Annotated in this window: 30 protein-coding genes; 6 read left to right on the top strand and 24 right to left on the bottom strand. The window is 52.7% G+C overall.

All coding sequences use genetic code 11. The annotated features are described in order from the left end of the window. Positions 1-2 precede the first annotated feature (2 nt). Together QWT68_RS14595 and QWT68_RS14590 are read right to left on the bottom strand one after the other, a co-directional pair. Positions 3-1,523, bottom strand: coding sequence for a DEAD/DEAH box helicase (locus QWT68_RS14595; RefSeq protein WP_290148732.1), 1,521 nt, complete (start codon positions 1,521-1,523; stop codon positions 3-5). 145 nt (positions 1,524-1,668) lie between these two features. Next, positions 1,669-3,342, bottom strand: a complete 1,674-nt coding sequence (locus QWT68_RS14590) for a ribonuclease J (protein ID WP_290148731.1) — start codon at positions 3,340-3,342, stop codon at positions 1,669-1,671. Between the two features lie 417 nt (positions 3,343-3,759). Here QWT68_RS14590 and QWT68_RS14585 point away from each other — a divergent pair, with 417 nt between their 5' ends. From QWT68_RS14585 to QWT68_RS14575, 3 genes are all read left to right on the top strand, one after another. Further along, the gene (locus tag QWT68_RS14585) at positions 3,760-4,401 is read left to right on the top strand and encodes a metal-dependent hydrolase (RefSeq protein WP_040285097.1); all 642 of its coding nucleotides are present in this window, start codon (positions 3,760-3,762) and stop codon (positions 4,399-4,401) included. Positions 4,402-4,674: 273 nt separating this feature from the next. Then, positions 4,675-5,220, top strand: coding sequence for a DinB family protein (locus tag QWT68_RS14580; RefSeq protein WP_040285098.1), 546 nt, complete (start codon positions 4,675-4,677; stop codon positions 5,218-5,220). Then, entirely contained in the window at positions 5,207-5,656 is a 450-nt protein-coding gene (locus QWT68_RS14575) for an HIT family protein (RefSeq protein ID WP_290148730.1), read from the top strand. The genes QWT68_RS14580 and QWT68_RS14575 overlap by 14 nt, the downstream gene beginning before the upstream one ends. Positions 5,657-5,875: 219 nt before the next feature. Here the strand turns inward: QWT68_RS14575 and QWT68_RS14570 are convergent, their stop codons facing one another. Beyond that, entirely contained in the window at positions 5,876-6,241 is a 366-nt protein-coding gene (locus tag QWT68_RS14570; protein WP_290148729.1) for a hypothetical protein, read from the bottom strand. A gap of 373 nt (positions 6,242-6,614) precedes the next feature. On the opposite strand from QWT68_RS14570, the gene QWT68_RS14565 reads away from it, so the two are divergent. Continuing rightward, a complete protein-coding gene (locus tag QWT68_RS14565) occupies positions 6,615-6,866 on the top strand; it encodes a hypothetical protein (RefSeq protein WP_290148728.1) in 252 nt (83 codons plus the stop codon). After that, positions 6,866-7,351: a hypothetical protein gene (locus QWT68_RS14560; RefSeq protein ID WP_290148727.1), complete on the top strand. Its 486-nt coding sequence runs from the start codon at positions 6,866-6,868 to the stop codon at positions 7,349-7,351. The genes QWT68_RS14565 and QWT68_RS14560 overlap by 1 nt, the downstream gene beginning before the upstream one ends. A gap of 75 nt (positions 7,352-7,426) precedes the next feature. Here the strand turns inward: QWT68_RS14560 and QWT68_RS14555 are convergent, their stop codons facing one another. Together QWT68_RS14555 and QWT68_RS14550 are read right to left on the bottom strand one after the other, a co-directional pair. Next, complete coding sequence (locus tag QWT68_RS14555) at positions 7,427-7,921, bottom strand: hypothetical protein (protein WP_290148726.1); 495 nt, start codon at positions 7,919-7,921, stop codon at positions 7,427-7,429. Further along, positions 7,911-8,126 (bottom strand): helix-turn-helix transcriptional regulator, encoded by a 216-nt coding sequence (locus QWT68_RS14550; RefSeq protein WP_040285102.1) that lies wholly within the window; start codon positions 8,124-8,126, stop codon positions 7,911-7,913. Before QWT68_RS14550 ends, QWT68_RS14555 begins: the two co-directional genes overlap by 11 nt. Before the next feature lie 147 nt (positions 8,127-8,273). Here QWT68_RS14550 and QWT68_RS14545 point away from each other — a divergent pair, with 147 nt between their 5' ends. Beyond that, complete coding sequence (locus tag QWT68_RS14545) at positions 8,274-9,683, top strand: M1 family metallopeptidase (protein WP_290148725.1); 1,410 nt, start codon at positions 8,274-8,276, stop codon at positions 9,681-9,683. Between the two features lie 293 nt (positions 9,684-9,976). On the opposite strand, the gene QWT68_RS14540 is transcribed toward QWT68_RS14545, so the two are convergent. The 19 genes from QWT68_RS14540 to QWT68_RS14450 all read right to left on the bottom strand — a co-directional run bounded on the left by QWT68_RS14540 (position 9,977) and on the right by QWT68_RS14450 (position 19,780). Further along, positions 9,977-10,585, bottom strand: a complete 609-nt coding sequence (locus tag QWT68_RS14540) for a hypothetical protein (RefSeq protein ID WP_040285104.1) — start codon at positions 10,583-10,585, stop codon at positions 9,977-9,979. Between the two features lie 14 nt (positions 10,586-10,599). Next, positions 10,600-10,779 (bottom strand): hypothetical protein, encoded by a 180-nt coding sequence (locus QWT68_RS14535; RefSeq protein ID WP_040285105.1) that lies wholly within the window; start codon positions 10,777-10,779, stop codon positions 10,600-10,602. Positions 10,780-10,833: 54 nt separating this feature from the next. Then, the gene (locus tag QWT68_RS14530; RefSeq protein ID WP_040285106.1) at positions 10,834-11,289 is read right to left on the bottom strand and encodes a hypothetical protein; all 456 of its coding nucleotides are present in this window, start codon (positions 11,287-11,289) and stop codon (positions 10,834-10,836) included. A 140-nt stretch (positions 11,290-11,429) separates the two neighbouring features. Further along, positions 11,430-11,600 (bottom strand): hypothetical protein, encoded by a 171-nt coding sequence (locus tag QWT68_RS14525; protein WP_040285107.1) that lies wholly within the window; start codon positions 11,598-11,600, stop codon positions 11,430-11,432. 852 nt (positions 11,601-12,452) lie between these two features. Next, complete coding sequence (locus tag QWT68_RS14520) at positions 12,453-12,611, bottom strand: hypothetical protein (RefSeq protein ID WP_179860726.1); 159 nt, start codon at positions 12,609-12,611, stop codon at positions 12,453-12,455. A gap of 33 nt (positions 12,612-12,644) precedes the next feature. Continuing rightward, positions 12,645-12,887, bottom strand: coding sequence for a hypothetical protein (locus tag QWT68_RS14515; protein WP_290148724.1), 243 nt, complete (start codon positions 12,885-12,887; stop codon positions 12,645-12,647). 18 nt (positions 12,888-12,905) lie between these two features. Continuing rightward, positions 12,906-13,469 (bottom strand): GrpB family protein, encoded by a 564-nt coding sequence (locus QWT68_RS14510; RefSeq protein WP_290148723.1) that lies wholly within the window; start codon positions 13,467-13,469, stop codon positions 12,906-12,908. A 29-nt stretch (positions 13,470-13,498) separates the two neighbouring features. Further along, positions 13,499-13,900, bottom strand: a complete 402-nt coding sequence (locus QWT68_RS14505; RefSeq protein WP_290148722.1) for a DUF4181 domain-containing protein — start codon at positions 13,898-13,900, stop codon at positions 13,499-13,501. 65 nt (positions 13,901-13,965) lie between these two features. Beyond that, positions 13,966-14,406, bottom strand: coding sequence for a hypothetical protein (locus QWT68_RS14500; protein WP_290148721.1), 441 nt, complete (start codon positions 14,404-14,406; stop codon positions 13,966-13,968). A 90-nt stretch (positions 14,407-14,496) separates the two neighbouring features. After that, complete coding sequence (locus QWT68_RS14495) at positions 14,497-14,811, bottom strand: hypothetical protein (RefSeq protein ID WP_040285113.1); 315 nt, start codon at positions 14,809-14,811, stop codon at positions 14,497-14,499. A 34-nt stretch (positions 14,812-14,845) separates the two neighbouring features. Beyond that, entirely contained in the window at positions 14,846-15,052 is a 207-nt protein-coding gene (locus QWT68_RS14490; protein WP_040285114.1) for a hypothetical protein, read from the bottom strand. Between the two features lie 37 nt (positions 15,053-15,089). Further along, the gene (locus QWT68_RS14485; protein ID WP_290148720.1) at positions 15,090-15,398 is read right to left on the bottom strand and encodes a DUF3784 domain-containing protein; all 309 of its coding nucleotides are present in this window, start codon (positions 15,396-15,398) and stop codon (positions 15,090-15,092) included. A gap of 24 nt (positions 15,399-15,422) precedes the next feature. Next, positions 15,423-15,746: a hypothetical protein gene (locus tag QWT68_RS14480; RefSeq protein WP_052461621.1), complete on the bottom strand. Its 324-nt coding sequence runs from the start codon at positions 15,744-15,746 to the stop codon at positions 15,423-15,425. A 322-nt stretch (positions 15,747-16,068) separates the two neighbouring features. Then, positions 16,069-16,539: a hypothetical protein gene (locus QWT68_RS14475; protein WP_290148719.1), complete on the bottom strand. Its 471-nt coding sequence runs from the start codon at positions 16,537-16,539 to the stop codon at positions 16,069-16,071. A 12-nt stretch (positions 16,540-16,551) separates the two neighbouring features. After that, a complete protein-coding gene (locus tag QWT68_RS14470) occupies positions 16,552-16,983 on the bottom strand; it encodes a hypothetical protein (RefSeq protein WP_052461622.1) in 432 nt (143 codons plus the stop codon). A gap of 40 nt (positions 16,984-17,023) precedes the next feature. Next, positions 17,024-17,710 (bottom strand): hypothetical protein, encoded by a 687-nt coding sequence (locus QWT68_RS14465; RefSeq protein ID WP_290148718.1) that lies wholly within the window; start codon positions 17,708-17,710, stop codon positions 17,024-17,026. Between the two features lie 17 nt (positions 17,711-17,727). Then, positions 17,728-18,036, bottom strand: coding sequence for a hypothetical protein (locus tag QWT68_RS14460; protein ID WP_290148717.1), 309 nt, complete (start codon positions 18,034-18,036; stop codon positions 17,728-17,730). Positions 18,037-18,541: 505 nt separating this feature from the next. Continuing rightward, complete coding sequence (locus QWT68_RS14455; RefSeq protein WP_040285120.1) at positions 18,542-18,937, bottom strand: SET domain-containing protein; 396 nt, start codon at positions 18,935-18,937, stop codon at positions 18,542-18,544. A gap of 120 nt (positions 18,938-19,057) precedes the next feature. Beyond that, a complete protein-coding gene (locus QWT68_RS14450) occupies positions 19,058-19,780 on the bottom strand; it encodes a DsbA family oxidoreductase (RefSeq protein ID WP_040285121.1) in 723 nt (240 codons plus the stop codon). Positions 19,781-19,886 lie beyond the last annotated feature (106 nt).

Genomic DNA, 19,886 nt, shown 5'->3' with positions numbered 1-19,886 from the left:
CCTCATGAAATCGATTTTTCCGGGTCGGATAAAATATGATCCAGTTCTCCGACAACCGTTTCGAACACGCCGATCTTCTTCTCCAATAGCTCGACCATCTTGTCTTCCACGGAGTCTTCAATCGCCAGATTATAAATATGGACATCCTGTTCCTGTCCGAGCCGGTGGACACGGCCGATCCGCTGTTCGAGTTTCATCGGATTCCACGGCAGGTCATAGTTGACGACGTGGTGGCAGAATTGGAGGTTCAACCCTTCGCTGCCTGATTCGGTCGCGATCAGCACCTGCGCCTTCTGCTGGAACAGCTGCTTCATCCATTCCCGTTTGTTTTTGCTGAACTTGCCGTTGAACAGTACGCTGGACACGCCCTGTTTGTGCAGATAGGCCTGCAAGTAGACTTGTGTCGCGCGGTATTCGGTGAATACGATCACTTTGTCATCCGCCAGGCGGATCAGTTCCGCTGTCTTCTCCGCCTTCGAATGGATGCCGGTCCGCGTCAGCTGGAGAAGCAATTGCTCCATTTCCCGGCGGAGGGCCGTATCAGCGGTTTCCTTTGCGATCTTCTCGAGCGTCAGCACGGCTGCAAGCGGACTGCTGCACAGCTCCCTCTGCAGCGTCAGCAGCGTGAACGAATCAGCAACCGGCAGTTTCGACACCCTGTCATATACGTCCCGCTCTTCCTGCGAAAACCCGATCGGCACAATCCGGACATGACGGTCGGTCCATTCGATTCCTGTGTCCCCCCGTACATTCCGCACCATCACCTGCTGGATGAGCTCCCGCAGGAACTCGTCCTCTTCGACGTGATGCTTGTTGGCCGAAAAGACACTCTGGAACGTTTCCAAGTTCCCGAGATGCCCGGGCTTCAGCAGGGAGATCAGGTTGAACAGCTCGAACACATCATTCTGGATGGGTGTCGCGGTCAGCAGCAGGCAAAACTTCTTCTTCATCTGCTGGACGAACTCGTAGTTTTTCGTCTTCGGATTTTTCAATTTGTGCGCCTCATCGATGATGACGAGGTCAAACTCCTGCCGGCTGATCGCTTCTCTATGCGGACTGCGTTTCGCCATATCGATGCTCGTGACGACGATCGGGCAGTGGTCCATGTTGTATTTCTTGTTATAGGCCATCGCGGGAATGTGGAATTTCGTGTTCAGCTCAGCGAGCCACTGGTTCGTCAGCGAGGCAGGCGCGAGGATCAACGCCTTCTTCACGAGACCCCGGATCAGATATTCTTTCAGGATTAGACCGGCCTCGATTGTCTTTCCGAGACCGACTTCATCCGCCAATATCGCTTTGCCGTTCATGCGCTCGATGACTCGCTCGGCCGCTTCCAGCTGATGCGGGAACGCAGTCAGATTCGGCAGATGGCGTGTGCATTGCAGTCCGTTGAACTCCGAAATCAGCTTTGCCTGCTCCGCTTCGTAGCCCAGCTGATACAGCGCCCAGCTATCCCACGGTTCCCGGTTTTCGAGCCGGTCGGTGAATCCGTCTTTCCATTCCGTTGATCTCTCAATTTGCATATCGATTCCCCTCGTTTTCCCAGACCTTTTCATAAGGTTGCCCATAACTCATCCATTCTATGTATTTTCCTTTCACGAACCGGACGCCGGGTAACAGAACCGCAAAAAGAGAGCCGGGTCGCTGAAGGACCGGCTCTCCCCGCTTTTACATTTCCATGACGAAGATCAGCAGCATCGGACGGCGTTTCGTCCGTTCGTACAGCAGTGTCTCCACAGCCTTCTTCACTTGCTGGCGGATCACCACACGGTCGCTGCCTTCCGCTTTCTGAACTTGCTGGACGGCTGACGCCACGATTTCATTCACCTCGGCGATCAGTTCCTCGGCATCTGGCTTGTAGACAAATCCTCGGGAGATCGTATCCGGTTCCATCAGCAGCTCCCCGTCCGTCTTGTCGACCGTCACCAGAATCACGAGAATCCCTTCTTCGGACAGCAGTTTCCGGTCGCGCAGCACGATCTTTCCGACATCCCCGATGCCGAGCCCGTCCACGAAGACCCGGCCGGCCTTCACGCTGCGCGTCTGCCGGGCCTCCTCTTTGCTGACATCGACGACCTCTCCATTTTTGACAATGAAGATGTTGTCCCGTTCCACCCCGACCGACTCCGCCAGCTGCCGATGCTTGTACAGCATCCGGTATTCCCCGTGGATGGGGATGAAATACTTCGGCTTCATGAGTGTCAGCATCAGCTTCAACTCTTCCTGGCGGGCATGGCCGGAGACGTGCATGCCCGATTCTCCGCCGCTGCCATAGACGACATTCGCGCGGAGCCGGTACAGGCTGTCGATGATGCGGGAGACGTTCTTTTCATTGCCCGGAATCGGCGAAGACGCAAACAGCACGGTGTCTTCCGGCAGCACTTCCACTTTCCTGAACGCAGAACTCGTGAGGCGTGACAGCGCGGCCATCGGCTCCCCCTGGCTGCCTGTGCAGAGGACTGCGACTTGTTCCGGCGGCAGTTTCATGATTTCGTACGGCTCGATCAGCATGCCGTCCGGAATCGACAGGTGGCCGGTCTCCGCCGCGACGTTCACGATATTTGTCATGCTTCTGCCGAGCAGCGCCAGTTTTCGGCCGGTCTTCTCAGCGGCATCGATGACTTGCTGGACCCGATGGACGTTCGAGGCAAATGTGGAAATGAACACTTTCCGCGGCGCTTGCCGGAACGCCTCTTCGATATGACCGCCGATCGCCATCTCGGATGGGTTGAATCCCGGCCGCTCGGCATTCGTGCTTTCCGACAACAGGACGAGTACACCGCGCTGCCCGATTTCCGCCATCCGGTGAATATCGGGCGACTCGTTATTCACGGGGGTCAGATCGAATTTGAAGTCGCCGGTATGCACGACATTCCCGATCGGCGTCTGGAATACTACTCCGACACAATCGGGAATACTGTGGTTGGTCCGGAAGAACGACACTTCCACTTGTCCGAACGGCAACACGGAATCCGCGTCAATCTCGTGCAGCTCGGTTTCACGAAGGAGACCATGCTCTTTTAGTTTGATCTCAATCAACCCCAGCGTCAGCGCAGTAGCATACACCGGCAGCTGCAGCTGCTTCAGGAAATACGGTATGCCGCCGATATGGTCTTCGTGCCCATGGGTGACAATGAGTGCCCTCACGCGGTCCCTGTTTTCCTTCAAATACGTGATATCCTGGATGATCAGGTCGATGCCGAGCAGGCTTTCATCCGGAAATTTGGATCCGCAGTCCACGATGAAAATGTCCTCTTTATACTGAATGCCATACATATTCTTTCCTATTTCGTTGACGCCGCCTAAAGCGAAAATCGAAACGGTCTCTTTTTGGATTTCCATCCCGCAACCACTCCCTGTTTCCACTGATTACGGGAAGTATGGCCTGAAACGGGATTTGTATGTTCCCTAATAAAACATGGTGGGAAGTGCACCGCGGATATCGGCTGCTCAAAGAACCGGCGATGCGCTCAAAAAGGCTGCTGAAGTGCTCAAGATAACGGACAAACGCTCAAGTAACTCCGATGAGCGCTCAAGATAATTAAAAAACGCTCAAGCAACATCGAAGAGCGCTCAAGACAATGAAAAACGCTCAAGCACACCCCAGAAGCGCTCAAGACCGCGGCCCACCAGCCCTCTCCTAAAACAGCGGTTCCCTTTCCCGCTTCCTTCCTCTATACTAAGAAAGCACCTGACACGGAATGTATGTTCTGAAACAAGACGTGCCAGCGATTCTATGACAGCTGAAGAGGGATACATATGAAAGGTACATCACACTTGGCCATCGGCACGGCGGCCGGCGCAATCGCGGGGTACGCCGCACATCCGGATGTCCGGACGGCGCTGATCGGCGCGGCCATCGGGGGCATTTCCGGCGTGGTGCCGGATCTGGATACGAACGGCCTGGCCACCAGCCGGATCACACTCAGCAAGAAGGTGAGCAGGTGGCTCATGGAAACGGCCGGCATCGTCATTTTGCTGACGCTGGTCTACCAGGCACTCACCCAGGGACTGAACCGCGATATCTACATTTACGGTGGGATCGGCCTGCTGCTGCTCATCATTTCCCGGATCATCACGCGCCGGCGCATGCTGACGATCACCGGCGTCCTCGTCCTGCTGCTCGGCTTCGTGCTCGGCGAATCGATCGGCATCCTAATGGCGGGCAGCTATATCGTGCAGGCGTCCTTCGTTATGCACCGGTCGTACACCCACTCCCTGCTCGGCGTAGCGTTCTACGCACTCATCCTGCACTACCTGCACGAGGAATGGCCCATCGACGGCATGGTCGCCGCCGGACTCTGCGGTTACATCAGCCATCTGATCGCCGATATGAAACTGCTGCCGGTCAACCGCAGGGGCGTCAAATGGTTTTTGCCGATCTGGAAGCGGGAGTTTTGATTGCCAGCAGAAACAGGTTGCAACAGAATACGTTAAGTGATAAACTATTCATACTATTACAGAAAGGGGTGAGACCATGATGAAAACCATTTATGCATTTACAATCAGGACTGTCCTGCGTCTCCCCGAAAAACATACTCACTGATCCGTATGCGAGAGAAGTACGCATGATAGTTGAGAAACCGCAGGATGGCACATGCTGTCATTCTGCGGTTTTTTGCGCCGGCAGTTCTGACCTGTGAGTGCTCAGCCCACTTAGAGGAGGAAGAAATGATGACAAACGAAGAGTTATTAGTGATCGGTGAAAAAGAAGGATTCGGCAAAGAATTCAGCAATCTCGTATCCATGATGGCCTATGCCCGCTATACCACAATCTTGGAAGTGTATGAACTGACGACGGAACAGCTCGATTATAAATACGCAGAGGATGCCAATTCGGTCGGCATGCTGCTGGCCCACTTGGTCGCAGTGGAAAAATTCTACCAAATCGACACGTTCGACAAACGGCAGATCACCGACGAGGATACCGAGGAGCTTAACCCAGGGCTGGAACTAGGTGCAGCCGCACAAGAACAAATTCACGGAGAACCGGCACTCCATTATCTCCAGGAGATGAAGAAGACGCGCGCCCGGACACTCGAGATGTTCAAGACGCTTCCCGACACGTGGCTGTATGAACAATCCCCATTTTTCGGCGGGCAGACGACCAACAATTACTTCAGGTGGTTCCATGTCTTCGAAGACGAACTCAATCACCGCGGACAGATCCGGCTGATCAAAAAAATGATGAGGAAGGAGCATGCCGATGGGGAACAATGAAACAACGAACTCCACGAGCAGCTGTCAGCTTTGCCATCCGAAATTGGATGCCGCCCAGTCCGTTCTGTTCAGCAATGAACACTGCCTGTTTTTGCAGTTGAAAGGAGCAGACGAAAAAGGAGTGGCACTCGAGGGGGCTGGCATTATCGTGCCGAAACAGCACCGAGAAACCGTATTCGATCTGACTTCTGAAGAATGGAACGCCACCTATTCCATTCTTCAGGACGTGAAGCGCTATATCGACACCAACCACCAGCCGGATGGCTACAATATCTGGTGGAATTGCGGCACAGCCGGCGGGCAACATCTCCCGCACGCACATCTCCATGTGTTGCCCCGCTATGCGGATGAACCCTATGCCGGCAAAGGGATCCGGCATTTGTTCAAAGGGGAGGGTAATCAGCGGACACACCCTATAAGGGAAGTACCAAAATAAGCTAAGGAAAAAGGAGTGCCATCTGCACTCCTTTTTCCTTAGCTCTGACATGAATACTTGCAGTCCATCTGGCAGCCTACTTGTCTTGCAATCGTTCTAGCAATTCCTCTATTTTCGCGGTGTACGATTTCCAATCGTCCTCGATCGTTTGATTCATGCCCAAACCTGCTTGTTGGAGTTGCGTTTGCAACACTTCAAAGTTTTTCGTATCTTCCTCTGTCACTGTGCTGAACGCATACAGTTCGTCATGAGGGTATCGGTAAAGTGCCGTGCCGCGCCGAGCGATTCCGTCATGCTCCGTTCAGCATCCGACAGCCAGCCTGAGTAGTTGCCGCTGGCCGTTGCCGTCTCGATCCCATTCAGGACATCGCCCAGCTGGGCAGTGACCAAGTTGGGGTCCGGCCACTCTTCTTGTTTCTGCTGTTCGATCAGGCCTTCCAATTCCACTAATTTGTACTGAACCTCCGAGTAAAACAACTCCTCATGTACGAGACTCATCTTCAAGTACCCGACAATCAGGAAAGCCAGTAACAGCACATTTCCAGCCAATGAAACTCCCAGAACAGCCTTTTGCTTTCTGCTCACATTCCGCCTCCCCCCTTTTGTTACATTTTAACATATCAAGAATAAATATTCATAAGACAATTAATTCGCAGAGTATGATTGTTTCATGCTTAAAACAAGCTTTAGGCAGCAGATTCTCCTTTGTAGAGACCCTACTGTAACCCATTGACAATTGAGCCGTCTGATATAGTACATAGAATTTTTCGAAAGCGGGGTTTTCTTTTTGCGCAAAGCTGTTTTTCTGCCATTCCTCCTGCTCCTGCTGGCCAGCTGTGCCGATCCTGTATCCACGGCCCCAATACTACCGTCCGTTTCAAAGAAAACCGTGCCTGCCCCCTCCCTATCGCGGATCGGCAGCGGCAGATCCGCATCCCTTATGGAGGACGCCAAGATTGTGCAGTTTCTTACTGCTGCTGTTCAGGAAGCGCAACCGCTGCCCGGTATCGTCAATATGGCAAAGGCGGATTACCTGCTGGCTTTCGGCGATGCTGGCCTTTACTATGTCTGGCTCTCTGATACATCCGTCGCTGTCCGGAGTGCCGGGGACAGCCATTCCGTCTCTGTTTTAACGGAACCGATCGGAAGTCAGTTCCGGCAGTTGCTGCATGATCTGGATTCACCTGAAATCGCCAAGGAGGCGGACTGATGAAAAAAGTAATTCTGATTTTCACCCTGGTGTCCGCCCTGCTCACCGCAGGATGCCAACAGCCATTCTCGGATTCCCGGACACTGAGCGGCAGCGAACCGCCGCCTGTCCAGGTCGAAACAGACAGCGGGCAGCATGACGCGGAGCTCGGGACGTATTGCTGGTCGCACGGGAAGGGCAGCGGGATGTGTGTCGATGCCGCCGGAGCCATTGATTCGATGGCGGGCCAGCCGCCAATCCAGGCGGCACCTGGGGAAACGGTCCGCCTGCTCATGGACTATGAGCCGAAACCGACAAACCTGACCCTGCGTCAGACTACATCTGATCGCCAAGAGACCGAAGTGACACTCGACGGCTGGGAGTTCAAAACGCCAGACGCGCCAGGACTCTATTATTACGACTTCTCGGCGTGGTGGATGGATGAAGACGAGGAAGATGTGTCGAATGGAGACGCTCATTACTCGTTCCTGATCCAGGTCCAGTAAACAAGATTCAGAAAACCCCTGCCAGCGCTATGATCGCGAACGGGGGTTTTCTGGAGCCTGCTGAAACGGCGGTTTTCACTCTGCGGCTACATACGATCGCATCGTCCGATAGTAGATGAAATACTGGCCCATGGACGCCAGACAGATGATGACGATGATCCACGTCTTCGGAATCGGCACCAGGCAAAAGACCGCTATCAGTGCCGGCAGCAGGATATTGAAATAAGCATAGACCTTTTTCGTCGCCCGCTGCGTGAACACTTCGAACAATTCATCATCCTCCATATACTCCTGCGGTCTAAATTTGACATGTGAGATAGGGTGATCCGGAAACTCCCGGTTGTGTCTTGCCACCCGTCTGAGAAATAACACAACATAGAGCACGAACACCAGCAATGTAGCAATGGCCGCAGCCTCCGTGAGCGTATTGAAACTCAATTCGACTTCAAGGCCACCATCCGCAAACATGTTAAAACTTCCGGCATAGCCGATCAGCAGGACAAAACAGATCGCAATCCCGATTCCCGCCATCTGCCAGAGCGGATACGTCAGCCGCAGATCATCCTTCATCGTCTTCCTCTCCTTCCAGCCAAAAGATTTCGTTAATGTCACATTCGAGCGCCTTCGCAAGTCTCAACGATAAGGTGATCGACGGGGAGAACTCCCCTTTTTCGATGAACCCGATCGTCTGCCTGGTGACACCTGCCTGCTTGGCAAGTTCAATCTGTGTCAGGCTCCGGCGGGCCCGCAGTTCCTTCACCCGGTTTTTCAGCATCGCGTCACCCCTTTCTTCAAATGTATACTATACTTAACATAATGTAAACTATTATTAACATTCCTGGTTTTATTGCATCTATTTCATTTCAAAAACTGCACGTGATACGATAGATGAACAACACCTACACGGAAAGGGGCTTCTTTCATGCCAAAATATCTCGCTACCCTGCTGCTGGTGTTTGCACTTACCGGCTGCACGGACAAGGAACGGCCGGCTCCGGAAGGCGATGCCTATCCTGCCGAGGCGCTCGCCACAGACTCGATCGCCTATGGCCCGGCGGATCCGCACTACACGATCGAAGCCGACTATGATGAAACGGAACATGTGGTGTCCGGCCGGCTTAACGTGACTTTCCAGAACAACCTCGGCGAACCGATGGATGAAGTGCTGTTCAATGTATGGCCGAATGCCGAGGAGTTCGGGGACCGCGGCGCCGACATCCGGAATGTCCGGGTGAACGGCAAGCCGGCCGACGCGGACCTTGACGGCACCGTACTGACAGTGCAGGGCATTTCCATCGAAGACGGGGCAGCGGCGGTTGCCGACCTCGAGTTCACCATCCCCGTGCCCGACCAGCCGGGCCGCTTCGGCTGGTCGGAGCGCCAAGTCTCGCTCGGCAGCTGGTTCCCGATTCTTGCCGTCCATGATGGGCACGGTTGGAACATACCGCCCTATTTCCCATATGGGGAGTCCTATTATTCGGTGACCGGCGACTATGATCTGTCATTCAGCGCGCCTGCCGACCTGGAAATCCTCGCAACAGGCGAAGAGACGGAGCGCTCCGAAACGGACGGACAACAGACGGCCCGGTTTTCCGCGCAAGATGTCCGGGACTTCTTCATCGTGATGAATACGACGTTCCAGACGAAGACGGAGCAGATCGGCAGCACCGACGTGACGGTCGCCTACCGGGAAGGCGAAGACGCGACGGCGGCACTCATGATGGAGACGGCGCGCAATGTCCTGCCACGTTATGAAGGCTGGTTCGGTGAATATCCATGGGACTCGCTCACCATCGCAAGCGCCGACTACTCGGCCGACTTCGACGGCGGGATGGAATATCCTCAGCTCGTGACGGTCAACACGCCCCATGTGCCCGACGAGGAGGAGCTCGGCGTCACGGTGGCGCACGAAATCGCCCATCAATGGTTCTACAGCCTCGTCGGCAGCAATACGTATCGCGAACCGTGGCTCGACGAATCGCTGACGACGTTCGCCTCCTATGCTGCATACTATGATACCGTGGATTTTGATTGGATCGATGAAGAGGCGGACGACTACTCGATCACCTCCTCCGTCGATGATTTCGCGGAAGACGACTACGACCGGTACGGGGACATCATGTACGATGGCGGCGCCGGCATGCTGCGCGACCTGCACGACGAAATCGGCGAAGCCCCGTTCTGGACGACCCTCCGTACATACGTCAAAGACCACCGTTTCGGGATCGCCACGACCGCCGACTTCATCCGCACCGCAGAAGAAGTGTCCGGCGAGAACCTAAGGCCGTTCTTCGAGGAGCATCAGGTCTTCGTGGAAGAAACACGGGAATGACAGCAGCGGCGCCTCGGCGTGCCGCTGTCTTTTGTACGTGCACAAAGGATCCAATGCCGGCCGCCACAGAAACGAGCCGCAGGCGAGCACAAGCCAACCCTTGAATTGTGCCTGGATGCCGATAAATTCGGCGAAGTGTCCGATACTTCACACGTTATGTCCGATATTACCGGTCATATGTCCGATACTTCACATCATCTGTCCGATATCCCGGCCGATCTGTCCGATACTAGGAAAAACCCATGAAAAAACACGGCCCATGGACTGGGCCGTGCCTCCTTCATCTGCCTATTTCATTCCTCCGCGTCCGTCCACAGAAGCTTATAGAGGAACACCAGCTCCGAATCCTCCAGACCTTCCGGCAGCTCGCCGGTTTCGTTGGTATGGGAGGACAGGCTATCCTTCGTCGTCCCCTGCCAGGACGCCAGATAGACCGGCTTGTCTTTCACCAAGTCGATTTTACCCTTCACCAGTTTGTTGAATGTGAAAGACGTCATCATATTCGGGTAGCTGGATGTCCCAGTTCCGCCGGGGACACCATTGATGAGCTCGAACGGACCCTCCTCATCGTTGAAGCCATCCACACCGAAGGAAATGATGGCATCTTTATAGTTCCGCTCCGGGTCCCCATAGGTTTTCGTGCGTTCTTCCGACAATTTGCCATTTCGATAGACCTCCACGGAATACTGAAGGTCCTCCCCCTCTGCAAGCGTCGCGTTCAGCGTGAAATACTCCACCTGATTGATCCCCGTCTTGCTGATCAATTCACTCTCCCGGTCCGTCGGCGAATAGTCCTTCACCGAGACCGCCGATTGGGAGGCTCCCTCTTTCTCTGTGTTCGAGCAGCCAGCTACTGTCAATACCGCCAGCAGCACGGCCACATACAATGCGATCCGTTTCATACGATTCCTCGTTTCTATTCAGGTTGGTTCACTTCATGCCGGTGATCGGCCCATTCAAAAAGCAGGAAAACAAAAAATCCGATCGCTGCCATGCCGATGTCTTCCTTCCAGCGGATATGAGTGCTGAACAGCCATTGGTACAGCAGCTTACACAGAAAGAATACGGCAACAAACAGCAAGCTCTTTCTGATCACGTCATCCCTCCTAAAAACTCTGCTTATCCGGCAAATTTTGAAACAGCAGATCAATCACTCGGGATCAGGTGTGAGCCGATCCATAAAAGACCTGACCCACGCAAGATCGATCGGCCCATTGACCACTTCATAATGCCCGGTGCCCGACGAATACACGGAATCCTCCAGGATGATGAAGTGCTCAGAAGCCGAACGGTCCGCCGATCTCACGAACAACTCGAAGCCTCCCGCCAAATCAGTGCCGTCCGGCTCCTTCACTTTCTTCACCTCATACGCGGCCAGGAAATCCATCAGTTCCCCGAACGGGCCGGCATCCTCACTTTCCAGCCGGCTGCCCTCATCCCCGCGCATCTCCACAGCGAACGCTTCGAACGTCGAACGGTCATGAAGGATCTCATCCGCCAGATTCTTCCCTGCCCGATCCGCCGCCACCTTCCACACCACCAGCAGCACAACGAGCAGCAGCACCAGCCCACCTGTCCAGACGGCGAATTTCGGGATTCGTTTCATGGCATGGCCTCCTTCATATGCAGTCTCTTGCAGCACAAAATATTTATAAATACGTTCAGCACAACAGATTGAAAGACATTGATCAAACGAACGAAAAGACCATGTCATTAATGCCATTCGTGTTCCATAGGTGCGCCAATTTATTTACTATCATCTTTGTCGCAGTCTTCACAAATAAATGTTCCTTCGTTCTTCATATAAGCTTTGATTTCGGTAAAACCTTTTTTCTTCGGATAATGTAATTTAACAAACGCCGTCCCATCATCTTTTATTTCTTTACCACACACATCACATTTCGGTCTATCCAGCATATTAAAACCTCCCCTTTATCCGTGATACAAATATAAAGTAGTAAGCTATTGCTCCTTTACCCATATATTCATCCCTCCTTATGTCGACAAATGGCCAGATTCTTCAGTATGGGGCGCAGATATATAGTTAAGACTTGCACTCGATGATGGAAGCTGACAATCAACTCACTTTCACCTGTGTTTTCTAAACACTGCAAGGACTAATAGGGTAATAATGAATATAACTATGTAAGAAGTTAAGATAACCCCCAATCCAGCCCAGATCCCCTCTTCAAAAAGACTAACAAACCTTTTTGAGGGCGGGAGTAGTCTGAATACTAACTTGATAATAACGATAACCAAAGCAATTGCCGCAGCGTCTCTTATATTTCTCATTGGTAAACCACCTCTTAATACAGTAAAGCCTATATATTTCCGGTCAGCATTCTGGTCAGTTTGCGTCATTGGACGCAATCATGTCATTAATTCAATTGAAGCCCATGGATGCTGTAGTCCACATAATAATCGTAAATGATAAAATAAGCCACATTGTATTGAATGACGTTTTTTCATCATGTTTTATCTTCTTCAAAATCGAAACTAAATTCAGGCAAAAGACCAGACACCAGATGGGCATGAGCATCCAGCCTATGTAGAAGAATAACAAGGGTATGATTTCCATGTTTCCTCTCCTCGTTGTTTACTTCAGGCTTCTTTCCAGCTTCATTGGACTGGCATGAATGCTACCTGCCGAGTCCCGTCTTCGTTTTGGATCATTTGAAACCCGCTCATCCCTTCACCCTCACGTTTTCCTGCTGCCGCTTATTATGGTTTCGTACCGTCCAAGTTCAACCGAAGCCATGCCTCTCTCGATCAGCTCTCAGTTGCTGCTTCTTTTCTGACGACATAGCCTGCTAAAAACCCGAACAGAATTCCAATGAGATAGGACGTATCAAAGCCCTTTGTGAGAGAGCTGACGATCAGCCATCCGACGATCACTCCGGCAATTGCCATGAGTACGCGTTGTGACATCCTGATTTCCCCCTTGTGAAGTGCATGCATTTCCTACTCTTCGAGCTGTCTTCGCGAGTCAGATTGCTCAGCCTTACCTGAAACCAAATAAGACGCGAGAAGCACCAGGATCCCCGCACTGAAGCCGATCCACGTCATGGCGTCGAGTGTACTGTAGGCGAACTTCTGGGCAGCGCCCGTACTGAATAACACCAGCTTTACGATCAATGTAAGCTGGACGATGCCGAGCGCGATCCACTGGAGAATGCGCCGTTTTCCTATGGCTTTACTGTGCATGGAATCCTCCTCCACTGTTTAGTTTCGTGACTCGATTTCTTCGGAATGAGCGTATTCCATTCGCTTTGCAATGATCTCTTTGACAAAGCTCTCCTTGAAATCAGTGTACGCCTTGATTCCGGATGAGCTGGTTGTAAGGTATTCTTGTTTGATGGCCAAGTATTGCTGCCTCGCATCTGCATTGTCATTCAAATAGTTCCTGAAAAAAAGGAGGTTGTGCCAGAGATCCTGCTGGTACTCCACCAGGTGGATGAAGTGCGTCTTTACTTCGCAGATGTCATCGGCAAATTTCGCCAATACGATTTCTCCCGGCCGCTCCACCTTCAGCCGAAGGAATCCAGCGCCCGTAAATTTGGTCAGTAACGGTTTATCCACATCTTGCAGAGCATCTATTCCGATCATGATATCCACAATGGGTTTTGCCGTCATTCCCTTGATGGCTGTGCTCCCGATGTGCTCGATGTGATGCGCGTCAAGCCCAGTGCAAGCTTGTATTTCACGTTTCACGCTGTTGAATTCCGCTTCCCATTCTGATGTGTAACTCTCCAATCTGACCTCATCACGTTTTAGTCCTAAGCGCACTTTTTATCCTCCCCTTTGCATGATGGTTATTAGGAAACAATCCCTGTCTGCAACAGCGTGATCACCAGGCCCAGCAGGACGATCGTGTCCGTGACGGTATAGATGGCCCGTTTCGGATGACTCGACCGTTTCCATTCCAGATACGCTTTGACGAGCATCCGGATTGCGAGCAGTACGTAAGCTGTGATCAGGATCATCGGAAAGGATTCGTTGAAATACGCGACAGCGATCACAACGGCAACGACGAGTACGACGAGGGAGTAGTCTCTCAATAGGCTGTCAGTTCTCTGTCGGGAACGTTCCTCATAATACTCTGCGGCCGTGTCCGCCGTCTCTTCGATGCGAAAGACTTTCGCTGCCAGTTTCCGGACGAGCCACATTACACCAAATGCGGCGAGAATGATGATACTTGTTTGAATCAATGTAACCACGTTCATGCACCTCTTTTAACATTTCCTTGCCAGCGGCATCTTGCCGGATCCATAGGCGGTTGCATTTATTTCACTGTGTGTACCTCCGGGGGCTCATTGTAGGAGAATGCGCTGAAACTATTCAGCAGCAGGACATACAGCGGATACAGGAAGAGCATGCCCAGAATGACGAGACCGTCTCCAGGCCCTCCTTTGTCGGCCGGGCTGGTGATCGGAAAGAGCTCGGCGAACAGGAATGTGAACAGGATGACGTACGGCAGCCAGAACAAAACGGACCAATAGGAGGCTCTGCGGTGGTTCAGCCAGCGTTTCGTCATGCGGGCGATCACCACTGAGAGTATCAGGACGGACAGTACAGCAACGATAGCGGATACCATCATTGTCAAGTTCAGGCTCCATCCCGTCAGCCGGCTAAGACGCGTGAGATTCGTCACCATCTCTATCGGGAGAAACACCATCACGGCATACAGCGGACTGAGCAGCTGGATTCTTAAAAATGTTTTCATGGCTCGCTCCTCCGCGGTTTCTCAATTTTTGAGGACTAAACATCGAGTTGCTTATCTATTCCTACTTACTATCTCAGGACAGTAACTCTGTCATAGATTGGCCGTGCGCTTACCTGCCGTCTTCCACAGGGAAATGGCCCAAAGGTCGATGATTGTCAGAATCGGAATGAAAGTGATAAATACCGTCATACCTAAACTGGCGAACAGCCCTTCCGCTTGTTTAGGGGTTGTCTGGAGATCCAACCGATAAAATATGTACGTTGCCAAGGCTAATATGACTGTGTTGGTCATAACAGCAGCCAGCAGACTGAGCCGTAAGTTCTGTCTTTTTTGCCATACAAATAACGATAGTAGAAATGACATGATCATTGAAGCGAGAAGAATCAATACAATAGATGTTTTCACCCCTTCCCCTCCCCGTCTGATCTTTCCATTTCCCTCATTCAGACCTCTGGATTTTCATCACTTCTTCTTCAATCTCTTCATCCGAAACCGTCTCATGATTGGCTGGTTTCTTCATATCTGACAGCACGAGCAGCAGGCCGCCGATCAGGAAGACCGCTATGATGGGCCAGAACGAATCGAGCATGATGGCTGTCGTCAGCAGTCCTAAACAGATGATCAACACACCGAACAGCTGGTTCATAGCAGTCCTCCTCTTTCATTCAGTAGTGCCGACCGCTTCACTTCTTGAACCGGTTCCCGGTATTCAAGTACACGAGCATGCCGGCAATGATGGCACAGAACAGGCCGATGCCTGTATATAGGAGCCAGTCAGCATCATAGAGATCACTGAGCAGCCACAGCACCATGCTGAGCGCCAGGAGGAACATCATGTTGCCCATGAATCGGCTGAGGGCCGGTTTGTCGTACGTTTCCTGTTCCTCTGCTGGGAGCGTATTGAACCCGGCGATCAGAAAGGAAGCCTTCCCTGTCCGGAAGAGGATCCCCAACCCGACGAACAGCCCCATGATGAGCACAGTCACCGCCATGTCACCCTCTCCCTTCATTTATTATTATTGCGGCTCCTGTACGTCATCCGCTGCCAGGTCTGCCGGTTCCACCGTCTGTTCCAATCCGAAGTACAACACGGCAAAGTACGTGACAGCGCCTGCCATAGCTCCCACTGCCAGGAGGATGCTGCCGGTGATGAAGAAACCGTTGATGTAAGTCTTGGTCACCGTCAGGAACTCGCTGCTGTCCGCATATTCCCCTTGGCTGGAACGCCAGACGGCTCCCAGTTTTGTGCCGAATAAGGGGCTCGCAAACATCAGGATCAGCCCGACGAACGCCGCTAACGAAGCAGTAATCGCTGCCGGTCGTACTTGTTCGATTTTCATGGAATTCCTCCTCTTACCTTCTCAATCTCCCTAAGAACAATAGGTCCAGAAAGACGATGCCCGCCGCCGCGCCGAGTGCTGTGGACAGAGCCTGGGGAAGCCACAGCTCCTGTCGAAAAATCAGGTTGTCCGCAATAGTTACTGCGGAGACTAGCAGAAAGCAGAGCACGAATCGGCTGATCTGAATATTACTGGATGGACGGTCTGCTTGGGTGGACTCCCGTAGTTGTCTTACTTGTACGTCTGAAACTGGAAATGGTTTCTCTCCGTCCGCCTTCTTTCCTGTTTGTTCAGTCTCCATCACGCATGTTTTATCTCCAGCTCACTTCCGAGATCGTCCGGTATTTCGTCCGTGAACAGGACAGTCACCAACCCCCCTGCCTCCGCTTTCACCACGATGACTCCACCGGACACTTTCAGGCCAACGGCAGTTAAACAGCCATCCCCCCTGATGATGAAACCCATAGCCTGTCACAGTTTCGATGTCGGCCTGATCCGGCTGAATGGAGGAACCAGTGACCGGAAGGGAATTGAAGTCACTGCTCCATTCAAAGTATGGAACCTCCTCGATGTCGGCAGTCGCCGTCAGTTGCAGAATATCGTCGCCTTCTTCCGTTTCCTGACTGTCCAGCTTCCAGAACGTCATGGTTTCATCTTGATTTGTCCGCTCGAACTGCAGGACTGGGCCCGCCATCCGATAGAGCCAGCCTCCGTCGAGCTGTACTGCTGTCAGGTTCCCGCAAACGATCGTTTTGAGCAGACAGCCCTCGACTGTCGTCAACATATCCTTCATCCGCTGTCCTCCTCAATTTTCCCAGAATAGGTTTTTCAAAATCTGGCCATTCTCCGGATTCAGCTTGCCGTAGCGCTCTTCCTCGTCGTTGCTGAAGAGCGTGGCGGAATCATCTTCTTCGAACCAGATCCGGTACTCGGTCAGTGACTCCGGCATGTTTTCATCTTTTCTATAGAAGAAGGTGGCCACTGTGTCTTCCGCTCTTTTCATTTCCAGTTCCTTATTCGGCCGCCATTCCGTATTCCCGATCGCTTTTCGGGCAGCGTCCAGGTCGTCTGGATCCGTGACAATCTGTTCCTCGCTTTTTGTCCCGTTTTCCTCGACCTGCTGGACATCGATCCGGACCAGCTCGCCTTTCTTCCGCTCTTCGGATTGCAGAGAACACGCAGCCAGCAGGATCCCAAGCGTCAATAGTACGATCGTTTTCCCTACTGATTTCATCATGGATCACCTCTACCTCAGCCTCTTCCCGTTTTGACCGCTGTCACTCGCCAACAGCCCGTTCCACGATCGCTTTCACGGCGGGCGTCCCATATGCGTCATTTCCAAGGATGTTCTCATCCATCCAGTAGATCGTCCGGTAAGTGGTGCCATCTTGCAGATGAAATTCCACGAACAATGCATGATCCCATGTTGTTTCGTCCGCGATATCCTTGTCGTGCTCGTAGGACAGCTGCAAGTATTCCTCGGTAAAGGCAGCGGCTTCCTTCTCCATCAATTCTCCCCGCAGTCTTTCATCCTGGTCCAGGAAAAGGATGCGGGTCACTTTTCCATCGATGTCGATGAAGTCACCGAGGGTTTCAGCATCGGGACTGTCTGTCGCTTCGAACAGGCGGCCGTCCGCCATCACCCGGAACTCCGGCTTGTAACCTTGTGCTTCGAATACTTCCGTGCCGACCGGGAGAAATGCGCCATCCCCGTTCCGCAGCTTGTGATTCGAGCAGGCATGGTCGGCGAGCATGTAGCGGACTGTTCCGAGTTCCTTTCCCGGTGCCACCGTCATTGCATCATCCGGCCCATGCCAGGCAGAGGCATACCGGATATCCTCGAGTTTCAGCACGTCCGCCCACTCGATTTCCCCATCCGGACAGCCGCGGATGCCATCCCAGAAGGCACAGCCGGAAAGCAGCAGAACAGCGGATAGAAGGACTGCAGAAAATCGAGCATTCATCCTGTCACCCCTCCAAGTCATTCGAACAGGTACGAAAGCGCGGCGATACCGCAGCTCAGGAACAAGACACCGAGGAACACTTCGCCATAGTACGTTTTCGGTCCGTCATCCGCAGCTTTGTTTTTCCGCCACGCGACGAACATCCCGATCAGCACACCGATCGCCCCGTATCGGAGCACCGCAACGGCGTAGTCATATACCGACAAGTAGGTGATGATTGTAAATTCATCTTTATAACTGGTCATCGTGTACTTCGACAGCAGCAGTCCGAGCGCCAGCCCGATGATGCCGCCATACAGGATGCCATTCTTCATCCATCTATTCATGGAGATCCCGCCCCTCGATTTGATGAAATTCTCTGTCTCTTCATCATACACGATTTGGTAATTCTGTGATAGACAGTTTGCAAAATATTTCCGTTTCTGCAGCTGACGACATCTCTCAAGCCAGCTGAGTGATCTATTCCAACGGCTGAGTGATCATTTCCCTCCGGTAACCGCTCATATCATCCGGATAACCGCTCCATTCCGCGGTGACAGCTCCCCTTCCCGCACGGCAGACGGCCGCGAAGAAAAGGTTTTTACCAATAAATTCTTTTGACTGTGCGCAGCGTGTGGGACTTGAGCGCAAGGCGATCCAGCTTGAGCGCTTCTCCACCTCACTTGAGCACGAATGATCGCGCTTGAGCGTTCCGCCGCCCGCTTGAGCATTCCGCCGCCTGCTTGATCACCAAACAGTCTCGCTTGAGCGCCGGCCGCTCACGCGTGAACACGCAAAAAACCGCTCACCCGGTCAGCGCCAGGCAAGCGGTATTCATTCCACAACTAATTGTCAATCTGCAGACTCGGCTTCCCCGTCTGCAAACCAGAGTTCGTCCTGGTCATCGACGTCGCCGTTGTAGTTGATGAAGATCTCTTCGCCCTCTGCGATATCCCGGTAGGCAAAGAAATCGAATGTTTCGTTCCGGAAATTGATGTCGTACGTCGCATTCGGCGTGTAGGAATGGTTGAACAGCATTCCATAGCCGAGCAGGATGGCAGAACGGCCCACTCCATACTCGAACGCATAATCTGCGAGCAGTGTCTGTTCGATGTATTTGTGCTGCTCGTTCGGATAGGCGATCACCGGTGCCTCGTGCAGCAGCTGGCCTTTCGGGATTGCACAGGTTGCGAACACACCTCTGTTGAACACGCCATCACTGATTTTGGACGTTCGGATTTCTATCATTTAGTCGCCTTCTTTTAAAAGGATTTGGTACCTCACTATAGCACAGTGGCAACCTTCATGCTGATGCAGCTGTTCGGGAAACGGACAAAAACCGTGCAGTGTCCTCTGCACGGTCTCCTATCATTTCTCCTGTTCCGGTACCTCGCAGCTGCCGTCTGTGCACGTGCCAGCACCGCTTTCCGTCGCCAAGTCCTCGAATGGCATGACCGGTTCCTCCTCGAGCACTTTCTCAAGCGCCTGCAGGAACGCTTCCTTTGGCTGAGCACCCGAAATGGCATATTTCCGGTTGAACACGAAGAACGGAACACCCGTGACGCTGAACTGTCTCGCCAGTTCGATATCCGCCCGCACGTCCCCGGCGAATGCATCCGGATCATTGGCAACTTTCTCTGCCTCGTCTTTCGGCAGGCCGACGTCCATCGCCAGCTCTGTGAGCACCGCTGTATTGCCGACATCCCTGGATTCTGTGAAATTCGCATATAGGATTTTCTCAGCCAGCACATCATCTTTGCCATGCAGCTGTGCAAACTTCGTCATGCGGTGCGCATTGAACGTATTCGTAGGTTTCATCGTATCAAACCGGAAATCGAGACCGACCTCCGCTGCCTGCACGGCGATCGACTGCATCATCTGCTTCGACTGTTCAGCACTGCCGAACTTCTTGCCCATGCTCTCATAGAAGTCCTGACCATGATACTCTTCTGCATCCGGATCCAGCTGGTAGCTCCTGAACTCGATTTCCACACGGTCCTTCCCGCGGAATTCTTCCAGAGCACTTTCCAGCTTCCGTTTTCCGATGTAACAGAATGGACACACAAAATCAGACCAGATTTCAATCTTCATATTCTTTCTCCTCCCTTATAGTAAAGCGCTTTCTCTCACTATAGCATCCCGGGCAGGTGAAAACGACTGAAGGAACCTGCATGGCGGGTGATTGACAATTCCTGAA

The organism is Sporosarcina trichiuri (assembly GCF_030406775.1).
Taxonomy (GTDB): domain Bacteria; phylum Bacillota; class Bacilli; order Bacillales_A; family Planococcaceae; genus Sporosarcina; species Sporosarcina trichiuri.
Note: the sequence above shows the minus strand (reverse complement) of the source record. Positions and strands in the feature narration are given on the sequence as shown.

Bases quoted from the DNA above. Each gene is read 5' to 3' on its own strand.
- QWT68_RS14520 (WP_179860726.1), bottom strand. From the start codon at position 12,611: ATGTCACAACGCGTACTCATGGCAATTGCCGGAGTGATCGTCGGATGG.
- QWT68_RS14580 (WP_040285098.1), top strand. From the start codon at position 4,675: ATGACAAACGAAGAGTTATTAGTGATCGGTGAAAAAGAAGGATTCGGC.
- QWT68_RS14455 (WP_040285120.1), bottom strand. From the start codon at position 18,937: ATGATAGAAATCCGAACGTCCAAAATCAGTGATGGCGTGTTCAACAGA.
- QWT68_RS14585 (WP_040285097.1), top strand. From the start codon at position 3,760: ATGAAAGGTACATCACACTTGGCCATCGGCACGGCGGCCGGCGCAATC.
- QWT68_RS14500 (WP_290148721.1), bottom strand. From the start codon at position 14,406: ATGAAAACATTTTTAAGAATCCAGCTGCTCAGTCCGCTGTATGCCGTG.
- QWT68_RS14490 (WP_040285114.1), bottom strand. From the start codon at position 15,052: ATGAACCAGCTGTTCGGTGTGTTGATCATCTGTTTAGGACTGCTGACG.
- QWT68_RS14540 (WP_040285104.1), bottom strand. From the start codon at position 10,585: ATGAAACGGATCGCATTGTATGTGGCCGTGCTGCTGGCGGTATTGACA.
- QWT68_RS14525 (WP_040285107.1), bottom strand. From the start codon at position 11,600: ATGCTGGATAGACCGAAATGTGATGTGTGTGGTAAAGAAATAAAAGAT.
- QWT68_RS14465 (WP_290148718.1), bottom strand. From the start codon at position 17,710: ATGAATGCTCGATTTTCTGCAGTCCTTCTATCCGCTGTTCTGCTGCTT.
- QWT68_RS14545 (WP_290148725.1), top strand. From the start codon at position 8,274: ATGCCAAAATATCTCGCTACCCTGCTGCTGGTGTTTGCACTTACCGGC.
- QWT68_RS14560 (WP_290148727.1), top strand. From the start codon at position 6,866: ATGAAAAAAGTAATTCTGATTTTCACCCTGGTGTCCGCCCTGCTCACC.
- QWT68_RS14515 (WP_290148724.1), bottom strand. From the start codon at position 12,887: ATGCACAGTAAAGCCATAGGAAAACGGCGCATTCTCCAGTGGATCGCG.
- QWT68_RS14590 (WP_290148731.1), bottom strand. From the start codon at position 3,342: ATGGAAATCCAAAAAGAGACCGTTTCGATTTTCGCTTTAGGCGGCGTC.
- QWT68_RS14485 (WP_290148720.1), bottom strand. From the start codon at position 15,398: ATGGCGGTGACTGTGCTCATCATGGGGCTGTTCGTCGGGTTGGGGATC.
- QWT68_RS14550 (WP_040285102.1), bottom strand. From the start codon at position 8,126: ATGCTGAAAAACCGGGTGAAGGAACTGCGGGCCCGCCGGAGCCTGACA.
- QWT68_RS14555 (WP_290148726.1), bottom strand. From the start codon at position 7,921: ATGAAGGATGATCTGCGGCTGACGTATCCGCTCTGGCAGATGGCGGGA.
- QWT68_RS14530 (WP_040285106.1), bottom strand. From the start codon at position 11,289: ATGAAACGAATCCCGAAATTCGCCGTCTGGACAGGTGGGCTGGTGCTG.
- QWT68_RS14460 (WP_290148717.1), bottom strand. From the start codon at position 18,036: ATGAATAGATGGATGAAGAATGGCATCCTGTATGGCGGCATCATCGGG.
- QWT68_RS14575 (WP_290148730.1), top strand. From the start codon at position 5,207: ATGGGGAACAATGAAACAACGAACTCCACGAGCAGCTGTCAGCTTTGC.
- QWT68_RS14470 (WP_052461622.1), bottom strand. From the start codon at position 16,983: ATGATGAAATCAGTAGGGAAAACGATCGTACTATTGACGCTTGGGATC.
- QWT68_RS14480 (WP_052461621.1), bottom strand. From the start codon at position 15,746: ATGAAAATCGAACAAGTACGACCGGCAGCGATTACTGCTTCGTTAGCG.
- QWT68_RS14450 (WP_040285121.1), bottom strand. From the start codon at position 19,780: ATGAAGATTGAAATCTGGTCTGATTTTGTGTGTCCATTCTGTTACATC.
- QWT68_RS14595 (WP_290148732.1), bottom strand. From the start codon at position 1,523: ATGCAAATTGAGAGATCAACGGAATGGAAAGACGGATTCACCGACCGG.
- QWT68_RS14475 (WP_290148719.1), bottom strand. From the start codon at position 16,539: ATGAAGGATATGTTGACGACAGTCGAGGGCTGTCTGCTCAAAACGATC.